At 63.8% G+C, this 8569-nt stretch carries 9 protein-coding genes and 2 pseudogenes; 7 read left to right on the top strand and 4 right to left on the bottom strand.

Features of this window, described 5'->3' with window-relative positions; translation table 11 throughout:
* Nucleotides 1-710, top strand: a 710-nt coding sequence (locus M3461_07165) for a zinc ribbon domain-containing protein (GenBank protein MDQ3774145.1), incomplete at its 5' end; no start/stop codon positions are given.
* 36 nt (nt 711-746) lie between these two features.
* On the opposite strand, the pseudogene M3461_07160 reads toward M3461_07165, so the two are convergent.
* Nucleotides 747-1403, bottom strand: a pseudogene (locus M3461_07160) (reverse transcriptase domain-containing protein).
* Nucleotides 1404-1511: 108 nt separating this feature from the next.
* Between M3461_07160 and M3461_07155 the strand changes: the two are divergent.
* Both M3461_07155 and M3461_07150 read left to right on the top strand, forming a co-directional pair.
* The gene (locus M3461_07155) at nt 1512-1721 is read left to right on the top strand and encodes a type II toxin-antitoxin system HicB family antitoxin (protein ID MDQ3774144.1); all 210 of its coding nucleotides are present in this window, start codon (nt 1512-1514) and stop codon (nt 1719-1721) included.
* 2 nt (nt 1722-1723) lie between these two features.
* A complete protein-coding gene (locus M3461_07150) occupies nt 1724-1948 on the top strand; it encodes a type II toxin-antitoxin system HicA family toxin (GenBank protein ID MDQ3774143.1) in 225 nt (74 codons plus the stop codon).
* Here M3461_07150 and M3461_07145 read toward each other — a convergent pair.
* Nucleotides 1945-2094: a hypothetical protein gene (locus M3461_07145; protein MDQ3774142.1), complete on the bottom strand. Its 150-nt coding sequence runs from the start codon at nt 2092-2094 to the stop codon at nt 1945-1947. The genes M3461_07150 and M3461_07145 overlap by 4 nt on opposite strands.
* A 269-nt stretch (nt 2095-2363) precedes the next feature.
* On the opposite strand from M3461_07145, the pseudogene M3461_07140 reads away from it, so the two are divergent.
* Nucleotides 2364-2524 (top strand): annotated as a pseudogene (locus M3461_07140) (IS3 family transposase).
* A gap of 350 nt (nt 2525-2874) precedes the next feature.
* Here the strand turns inward: M3461_07140 and M3461_07135 are convergent.
* Nucleotides 2875-3816: an ROK family protein gene (locus tag M3461_07135; protein ID MDQ3774141.1), complete on the bottom strand. Its 942-nt coding sequence runs from the start codon at nt 3814-3816 to the stop codon at nt 2875-2877.
* A 25-nt stretch (nt 3817-3841) separates the two neighbouring features.
* The gene (gene dinB / locus M3461_07130) at nt 3842-4996 is read right to left on the bottom strand and encodes a DNA polymerase IV (protein ID MDQ3774140.1); all 1155 of its coding nucleotides are present in this window, start codon (nt 4994-4996) and stop codon (nt 3842-3844) included.
* Nucleotides 4997-5201: 205 nt separating this feature from the next.
* Here dinB and M3461_07125 point away from each other — a divergent pair, with 205 nt between their 5' ends.
* The 3 genes from M3461_07125 (at nt 5202) to M3461_07115 (ending at nt 8225) form a co-directional block, all read left to right on the top strand.
* Complete coding sequence (locus M3461_07125; protein ID MDQ3774139.1) at nt 5202-6017, top strand: SDR family NAD(P)-dependent oxidoreductase; 816 nt, start codon at nt 5202-5204, stop codon at nt 6015-6017.
* A 59-nt stretch (nt 6018-6076) separates the two neighbouring features.
* Entirely contained in the window at nt 6077-7141 is a 1065-nt protein-coding gene (locus M3461_07120; GenBank protein MDQ3774138.1) for a 50S ribosome-binding GTPase, read from the top strand.
* Between the two features lie 214 nt (nt 7142-7355).
* Complete coding sequence (locus tag M3461_07115; protein ID MDQ3774137.1) at nt 7356-8225, top strand: M20/M25/M40 family metallo-hydrolase; 870 nt, start codon at nt 7356-7358, stop codon at nt 8223-8225.
* Nucleotides 8226-8569: the final 344 nt, after the last annotated feature.

The raw sequence follows: 8569 nt of genomic DNA, 5'->3' as shown, positions 1-8569 counted from the left end.
TCCGGTCGCGGCGCCGCACGATCACCCCGAGCGTCGTGCAGGGATTGGTCAGCTGCCAGAAGTGCGGTTACGCGTTTTCCCGCACCTCGACATACACCACAGCGCGCAAGCTCCACTACTACAAATGCATCGGCTCGGACAGCTGGCGAAAGCTGGGAGGACCCGTGTGCGATAATCGCATGGTGCGGCAGGATCTGCTCGACCAGATTGTCTGGACCGAGGTGATCCGATTGCTCGAGGACCCGACGCTGATCCAGCAGGAACTTCACCGGCGCCTCATCGCAGCGCGCTCGTCCGATCCCACCAGAAAACGCGAGCAAAGCTTGCAAAGAGAACTCATCCGTGTCGGTAAAGGCATCGAACGACTTATCACCGCCTATCAAGAGGAACTCTTGTCGCTCGAGCAGCTGCGGGAGCGCATGCCTGTGCTGCGGCAACGTGAACAGACGCTGCGCGCCGAGTTGCAGGCGATCGCTGACCAAGCCACCGATCGCGCGACGTTCCTGCGCCTTGCAGAAACTCTCACGACGTTCCTCACCCGGCTGCGCAGCGCCGCCGACACGCTTGACATCATCGAGCGCCAGCGAATTGTGCGTCTCGTCGTCAAGGACATCCTCATTGGTGACGACAGTATCGTCATCCGGCATTGTATCCCCGTTGGTCTGGCGCCTCCGCCGGACAGCGGCCCACCAACTCCCGGTAAATCCTAGGGCATGCCAGGTGGCCAAAGTTACCTTTTGCGTTCGGGGAGTAACTGGACCACCTTGTGTCCCAAGCTCCGTTGCCTGGATGATGTCCCCCACCAGCACACCCGCCCGCAGGTAGCGACCTATCAAGCCAAGAAGGCATTTATCCCTCACCTTCCTGGCTACGCGGGCCATCAGCACATCGTGGTTGACTCGGTCGAAGAATTTCTCCAAATCCAAGTCCACGGCGAACCGATAGCCCTCGCCGATAGACCGCTGTACCTGCCGGACTGCTCCATGGGCGGAAAGCCAGGGCCAGGGAGTGGCCCTGCTAGGCGCGCCGAGGACGCAACGTCCCGGTCGGAAGCCGAAGCTCGACTCCGAGAATCCTGGGTCGAATATCGGCGTGAGGACTTGCCCGATGGCTTGCTGTATCACCCGGTCCACAACACTCGGGATGCCCAGCCACCGCTCACCCCCACTGGGCTTCGGGATACTCACCCGACGCACCGGCTGAGGTTGATAGGTCCCATCAAGCAAGTCTTGGCGGATAGCGGACCAGTGCGAACGAGCGAAGGTGGGAAAGTCTTCCAGGGTCATCCCATCACTGCCGGGCGCCCCTTTGTTGGCTTTCACGCGCTTCCATGCCCGACGCATATTCGCGGGGTCCACAATCCGCTCCATCAGGTCATCGTGCAAGGCTGGCTGCGTGACCACACGCCGCGCCTCGGCTCCCCCGGTCGGGCTCGTCGTTGGGCTTCAGAATTGTCTCGTGCCCAATGTAGCCTGAAAATCTTTTACTCATCTGCAACTTGGAGGCTGGTTATGAGGGTTTATTCTGCAGTGATCGAGCGTTGTCCCCAAACAGGACTGTTTGTTGGTTTTGTTCCTGGTTTTTCGGGCGCACACTCCCAAGGGGAGACACTCGATGAACTCAATCGCAATCTTCAAGAGGTCATAGCCATGCTTCTCGAAGATGGAGAGCCTCAACTTGAGTCTGAGTTTGTGGGGATTCAGAATGTTGCCGTTGCATAGGCATGGGCAACATCCCAGTTGTGAAGCCAGCAGAGCTCGTCGCCACTCTTCTCAAGCTCGGTTTCACGGAGGTCAGGCAGCGTGGTTCGCACAAGCAGTTTCGTGACAGTACTGGACGATGCACCACCGTACCGTTTCATCAGGGCAGAGATGTGTCGCCTATCTTGCTCAGGCAAATCGCCAAGGACATCGGGCTCACCGTCGATGACTTACTCAAGCACCGTTAGCCCAACAAGGCGCTCCACAGGGACGCGGCAAACAGCGCCGCGCCGGTGAGCTTGCTTCGTTGGGGTGCGGGCAAAGCATCGCAACCGTTTCCCATCGAGCCGATGACCACAAAGCCCTCCCGACCTTCGTACTCTTCGATAAGCACCGTGGCTTCCTCGCCCTCCTCGCTCGCCGAGTCGCGAGCTCGAGCGCCATCGGCTATCGTTCAGTACCTGGGCTTCGGTCTCCTGCGCCGTTGGTTTCTCCTTGGCCGGTCGGGCCCGTGGCTGGCCAAGCCTCGGTGCCATCGGAAAGGCCCACGCCCAACCATGCGCTGCAGCCCCCTGTGTCAACATTACGTGAGACACCTTTCTTTATGAGTTTCCTGTAGAAAGGATGAACCAGGAGATATAACCGTTGTTCGAAGTCGATGCAATGAAGGTCGCGGTAGGCAGTACGCCCGAAGTGGCCGCGCTGCCCAAGCGGCGGCAGTTCTCGGCGGGGTACAAGCGCCGCATCGTGCGCGAGGCCAACGCCTGCCAAGTGGCGAGGTGGGTACGCCATTGAGCCGGGAAGGGTTGTACAGCTCCCACCTCACGCACTGGTGCAAGGAGGTCGAGGCCAGCGAACAGGCCGCGCTCGCCCTTACGCGGCGCTGACCCAAGCCGGATCTCGCCGCGCCGGGTCCAGGCCTTGGAGCGCGCGTCATAAAGCTCGAACGGGCCGAGCAGATCATCGAGGCCAGCAAGTTGTCGACCGGCGTCGGCAGCTCATTCTGCCCGCAAGCGCTTGACTTCAAGGGCAATCGGATGCGCCCAGGGCAAAAGCGTGAGGATCTGCCGCTGCCGCCGATTCGGAGGACGGCATGAGCCAGCGGGGTCCCGGCGCCATTTCCTGCGCCCGAGGGACCAGCCACCTCGCGGCAGCCCCGTCAGTGCCTTGACCGTTAGCACCGCGGCTGGCTCTCGGAACACAGGAACGCGGCGCCCCGCACGCCGCTGGAGTCCCCGTGTAATGCCGGCAGGAGCTTGGTGTCAACGCGATCCGAGAACACCCATCGATTCCACAGCGCCGGCACCGTGCGGTACAGGCGCTCCACTCTAGACACGCCGCCGCCCAGCACAATCACGTCCGGATCGAGCAGGTTGATCACGTGCGCCAGCGCACGCGCGAGGCGGTCCGCGTAGCGAGACAGCGTCGCAGCGGCGCGCTCCTCACCGGCCTCGGCGCGCTGCACGACGCCTTCGCCGGAAAGACGCTCGGCAGTCACACGCTCGTGATCGCGCGCGAGGCCGACGCCAGACAGCCAGATCTCGATGCAGCCATGGCGTCCGCACCAGCACTCGGCGCCTGGAAGCTCATTCCACTCGGGCCGGATCCAGGGCAGCGGGTTGTGACCCCACTCGCCGGCGATGGCATTGGGTCCGCGCAGCAGCCGCCCGCCGATGGCGATGCCGCCGCCGACACCCGTGCCGAGGATCACGGCGAAGACGTTCGCCGCACCCGTCGCCGCGCCGTCGCGTGCCTCCGACACGGCGAGGCAGTCGGCATCGTTGGCGAGGTAGACCTCGTGCCCCAGCACCGCCTCGAGGTCCTGCTGGAAGGGCCGGCCGTTGAGACAGGTGGAATTGGAGTTCTTGAGGAGGCCGGTGGACGGCGAGATCGCGCCCGGATGGCCGACACCGACCGGCAAGTCCTGACGCCCAATGGCCGCCTCCAGGCGCCGCACCAGTACCGCGATCGTCTCCAGCGTCGCCCGGTAATCGTCCTGTGGCGTCACCACGCGCTCACGCACGACGAGACGCGAGCGCTCGTCCATGACGACGGCCTCGATCTTGGTGCCGCCCAGATCAACGCCGATGCGCATCGCTACGGAAGGTCCACCCATACGGCCGAGTAATCAAAGGCCGCCTCTACCGCACTGCCGATCTCGGGAAGTGGTCGTCAGGGAGGGAAACGGGGTCCATCGTGTCCTTATCGCCTCTTGGGCCCACGAGCGAGGCAACTCGTACCCCCAGCAAGCGCAGGCGGCGATCGAGCGGGGCACGTTTGAGGCACGCGCGCGCCGCGGCGCGGATCGTTGCCACATCGGCTGTTGGCGCCTCGAGCGTGATGTCACGGGTCAGGGTGTGAAAGTCGGCGTACCTGAGCTTGATGCCGACCGTCTTGCCGAGGTAGCGCCAGCGTACGAGATCTCCGCTCAGCCGCTGACAGAGCTCCAGCAGGACCCGGGAGAGGGTTTCCCGGTCGTGTCGCGGATGCAGGTCGCGCTCGAAGGTCGTCTCGCGACTCATCGACTTGGGTACCCGCTCCGTGACGACCGGGCGCTCGTCGCGGCCGTTCGCGGCATCCACTAGCCAGCGCCCATAGCGGCTGCCGAATGTCTCGACCAGCGTCACCGGGTTGGCGGCGGCGAGCTCGCCCACCGTGTGGATCCCGAGGGCTTCAAGCTTCGCGCTGGCTCTCGGACCGATCCCGTTGATAACCCGCGCCGGTAGCGGCCAGATGCGTGTGGGCAGGTCTGCCTGCGAGAGCACCGTCAGGCCGTCGGGCTTCTGGAACTCCGAGGCGATCTTGGACAAGAGCTTATTCGGGGTGATGCCGATCGAGCAGGACAAGCCGGTGGCACGCCGAACGTTGTCCTTGATCCGCTCGGCCAGCGCAACGGTCTCACCCGGCACATGGGTCAGATCGATGTAGATCTCGTCGATCCCACGGTCTTCGATCTGCGGTGCAATGTCGGCGACGGCGGCCTTGAAGAGCCGCGAATAACGCCGGTACTCATCGAAATCTGCCGGCAGCAAGACGGCCTCAGGGGCCAGTGCCGCGGCCTTCATGAGCGCCATGCCGGACCGAATGCCGAACGCACGCGCTTCATAGGTGGCCGTGGTCGCGACACCCCGCCCGGTGTACTGGCGCAGGCGAGGGAAGTCTTGTCTATCGCCGCCTGCATCGTGCGCAAGCTTACCTCCGATCACGACCGGCGACCCCCTGAGCCGGGGATAGCGCAAGAGCTCCACCGAGGCGTAGAAAGCGTCCATATCGAGATGGGCGATGCGCCTCTCCATTCGGGCATCCGTGGGGCCGGTCGTGGCTGAGTTGTCTCTGTTGTCCCACATGAAGTTCGAAGTGACCGGTTCTGTCGCGCAGGGCTTTGGGTTGCGCAGTCCCTCATGGAGGAAGGCAAGCCGGTCGTCAAGTGCCGCTCCCGGGCTAGCGCATGGCAAGGGTCCCCTCGCTGTCAAGCTCATACCGAAAGTGTAGTATCTCCTGATGGCCGCTGAATGGAACCAAAGCGAGCGGGCGCGGGCGCGCCGGGGACCGTCCGAGGAGGTCCTGTCGACCTCGGCAAGCATCGGCTACCGCGACCGGCTCGTGCTGGTCACCGGCGGCAACTCCGGGATCGGCAGGGCCTTTGTGGAGCGGTTCGTGGCCGAGGGCGCGAGCGTCATTGCCTGCGGTCGTAACGAGACCACTCTCCAAGCGCTCAAGGCGGCCCATCCGAGCGTGGAGACGAGACGTTGCGATGTCGCCTCGATCTCCGAGGTGGATGCACTCGCGGAATTCGTGATCGGGCGATACGGTCGATTGGACGTGCTGGTGAACAATGCGGGCGTCATGGAGCAAGTGAATATGCTCGCGGGAGACGTGGACGCGGCAGCCATCACCCGGGAGATCGCGATCAACCTCACCGCCCCTATCCTACTCGTCCGGCGATGCTTACCCTTACTCCGGCAGGGCCGCCGCCCGCTCATCGTCATGGTGACCTCGGGCTACGCCTTGCTCCCCGCGCGGCGTGCCCCGACCTACTCGGCGACCAAGGCCGGACTGCGCGCCTTTACCCGGGCGCTGCGTTACCAGCTACAGGACAGTGGTATTCGCGTCATCGAGACGCTGCCCCCTCTCGTCGATACCCCAAGCACCGCTGGGATCGACAGGCGGAAGATGGCACCCAGAGCGGTGGTGGACGAAACCTTGGCGTGCATCGCACGGGGACGCGACGAGTGCTTCGTCGGACAGGTTCGGTGGCTGCCGTTATTGATGCGACTGGCGCCGCGTTTCGCCGCACGCCTGATAGCCAAGACCTGAAGCGTCATCGTGAACGGGGCGACGAAGGATAAACCCTAGTCTCGGTTCGGGTGGGAACGATGCCTACCAACGTTACCGCCGAGTACAAAAAGGCCGAACAAGCGTTCAGGCAGGTCCGTGATCCCCACGAGCGGCTGGTGTGCCTGAAGGAGATGTTGCGCACCCTTCCCAAGCACAAGGGGACGGAGCACCTCCAGGCCGATATCAGATCCCGTATCAAAGGGCTGAGCGAAGAGATCGAAGGGCCTAAGCGGGGCGGGAACCGCGCCGGGCCGCTGTATGCCATTCGGCCGGAGGGGGCAGCGCAGATAGCCCTGATCGGCCCACCGAATGCCGGGAAATCGAGTCTCCATGTGCGCTTAACCGGGTCCCACGCGGAGGTTGGACCCTATCCTTATACCACCAAGCTGCCGCTTCCCGGCATGCTGGCGTTCGAGGATGTGCACTTTCAACTCATTGACTTGCCGCCAGTCGCGGCAGCCTACATGGAACCGTGGATGAGTAGCGCGCTGGAGCACGCCGATGCTGCTTGCCTGGTCGTAGACTTGAGCGACCCCGAGTGCTTGGAGCAGATCATTGCCGTTTGCGCAAGGCTGAGTGAAAAGAAGATCATATTGACAGGGCATTGGCCCGATCTGGATTTACGGCGCGGATCCACGACACTCCTGGGCACCGGCCAACACGACCACGAAGTACGCGACGATGGCTTCTCCGATCCGTTCCGGATCCACCTGCCCACCTTGCTCATCGCCAACAAGAGCGACCTCGACCCCGATCCCGATGACGTGAAGGCGTTGGAAGAGTTGCTCGGCCTACGCTTCCCAGCCCTGGGGACCTCCACCAAGACGGGACAGGGACTGGACGCGCTTGGGGCGACCCTGTTTCGAGGGCTTGGGATCGTTCGCGTCTACACCAAGGCGCCGGGAAGGCCCGCCGATCGGGGTCGTCCTTTTGCGGTGCGCCTCGGGGCGACGGTCCTGGACATCGCCCGGCTAGTGCACAAAGACCTCGCTCAAACGCTAAAATTCGCCCGGATCTGGGGAAGCGCTCAGTTCGACAGCCAACAGGTAGGCCCCGATCATCCCGTGGCCGATCGGGACATCGTCGAGCTGCACGCGCAATAGGGGGACGGGATCGGCGTTCCTGCTGCGCTGAATGTGTGAACATCCCACTCTGCAACGCCACCCTCGTGTTCGGACCATTCGTGGCATTGTCTGTGGTGGCACCCGGTCTATTGTCGTTCGATTGGGATTACCCTTACTGCTCTTCTGGCCTCTCCAGCTCGCCATGCCAGGACAGGATCCCCGCGTAACCGTCGGCCATCCGCGCCGAGTGGACATGCTGCCTAGCGCGCCCGAGCGGCTTCGCACCCATGTCCATAGGCTCGCGGGCGAGATCGGCGAGCGCAACGTCTATCACCCCCAAGCGCTGGACGCCGCCGCGGCCTACATCAGGGGGGAGTGGAGCGCCCAGGGTTACCCGGTGAGCTCGCAGCCCTACGAGGTCGAGGGACTGTCCTGCGAGAACCTCGAAGTCAGCCGCGTGGGAAACGGCAGAGCCCGTGGGATCATTCTCATCGGTGCCCACTACGACTCGGTTAGAGGAAGCCCCGGCGCCAACGACAACGCCAGCGGGGTCGCGGCGTTGCTGGAGCTGAGCCGCCTGTTTACGGGGCAGAAGCCCGACCGCACCGTGCGCTTCGTGGCGTTCGTCAATGAGGAGCCGCCCTTCTTTTATCGGCGGCAGATGGGCAGCATGGTCTACGCCGAAGCGGCCCGTGAACGGGGCGACGACATCCGGCTGATGATGTCGCTGGAGATGCTCGGCTCGTATAGCGATCGGCCCGGAAGCCAACGCTATCCGCCGCTGTTCCGGTATTTCTATCCGGACCGCGGCAACTTCATCGCTTTCGTCTCGAACTTCAGCTCGCGGGAGATGCTCAAGCAAGCGGTGGCCGCGTTTCAGGCGGGCTCGGATTTTCCCGTCGAGCATGTGGCCACGTTCTCTTTCGTTCCGGGCGTCTCATGGAGCGACCATCAGTCGTTCTGGCGCCAGGGCTATCCGGCCCTCATGGTGACCGACACGGCCTTTTACCGCTATGCCTATTACCACACCGCCCAGGACACCCCCGAGAAAGTCGACTACGCGGCCATGGCCGAGGTGGTCCAAGGCTTATACAAGGCCATAGCGTCCCTGGCGATGGAGTAAAACTGCCAGCTCACCGCCCACGCAGACCCTCCAACAGGCGGAACCGGCGCCGCTCGGCCACCCCCGAGAGCAGCGAGCCTGTGTCCACCAGCATCGCCACCTTGCCGGATCTGATGACACGAGCTTCCCGCGGGCTACCACGGCGCGGCAGTATTCGCACATCCGCATGATCGCCCAGTCGAAGGCGGACGTGACTTGGGCCCCGCGGCCGGGGCATGGAGCGCGCACGAGGCTCACGTCCCGCCGAAGGTGGATTCCGCGGTCCGACAGTGCTCGGCCCGCGCGATGGATGTTTGACCCCGAGGGGAGGGCGCCGCAAGATGCGCGCATGCGCATCGCTTCGC

The organism is Pseudomonadota bacterium (genome assembly GCA_030860485.1).
GTDB lineage: Bacteria > Pseudomonadota > Gammaproteobacteria > JACCXJ01 > JACCXJ01 > JACCXJ01.
Note: the sequence above shows the minus strand (reverse complement) of the source record. Positions and strands in the feature narration are given on the sequence as shown.

Bases quoted from the DNA above. Each gene is read 5' to 3' on its own strand.
- M3461_07155 (MDQ3774144.1), top strand. From the start codon at position 1,512: ATGAGGGTTTATTCTGCAGTGATCGAGCGTTGTCCCCAAACAGGACTG.
- M3461_07125 (MDQ3774139.1), top strand. From the start codon at position 5,202: ATGGCCGCTGAATGGAACCAAAGCGAGCGGGCGCGGGCGCGCCGGGGA.
- dinB (MDQ3774140.1), bottom strand. From the start codon at position 4,996: ATGGAGAGGCGCATCGCCCATCTCGATATGGACGCTTTCTACGCCTCG.
- M3461_07150 (MDQ3774143.1), top strand. From the start codon at position 1,724: ATGGGCAACATCCCAGTTGTGAAGCCAGCAGAGCTCGTCGCCACTCTT.
- M3461_07120 (MDQ3774138.1), top strand. From the start codon at position 6,077: ATGCCTACCAACGTTACCGCCGAGTACAAAAAGGCCGAACAAGCGTTC.
- M3461_07115 (MDQ3774137.1), top strand. From the start codon at position 7,356: ATGCTGCCTAGCGCGCCCGAGCGGCTTCGCACCCATGTCCATAGGCTC.
- M3461_07135 (MDQ3774141.1), bottom strand. From the start codon at position 3,816: ATGGGTGGACCTTCCGTAGCGATGCGCATCGGCGTTGATCTGGGCGGC.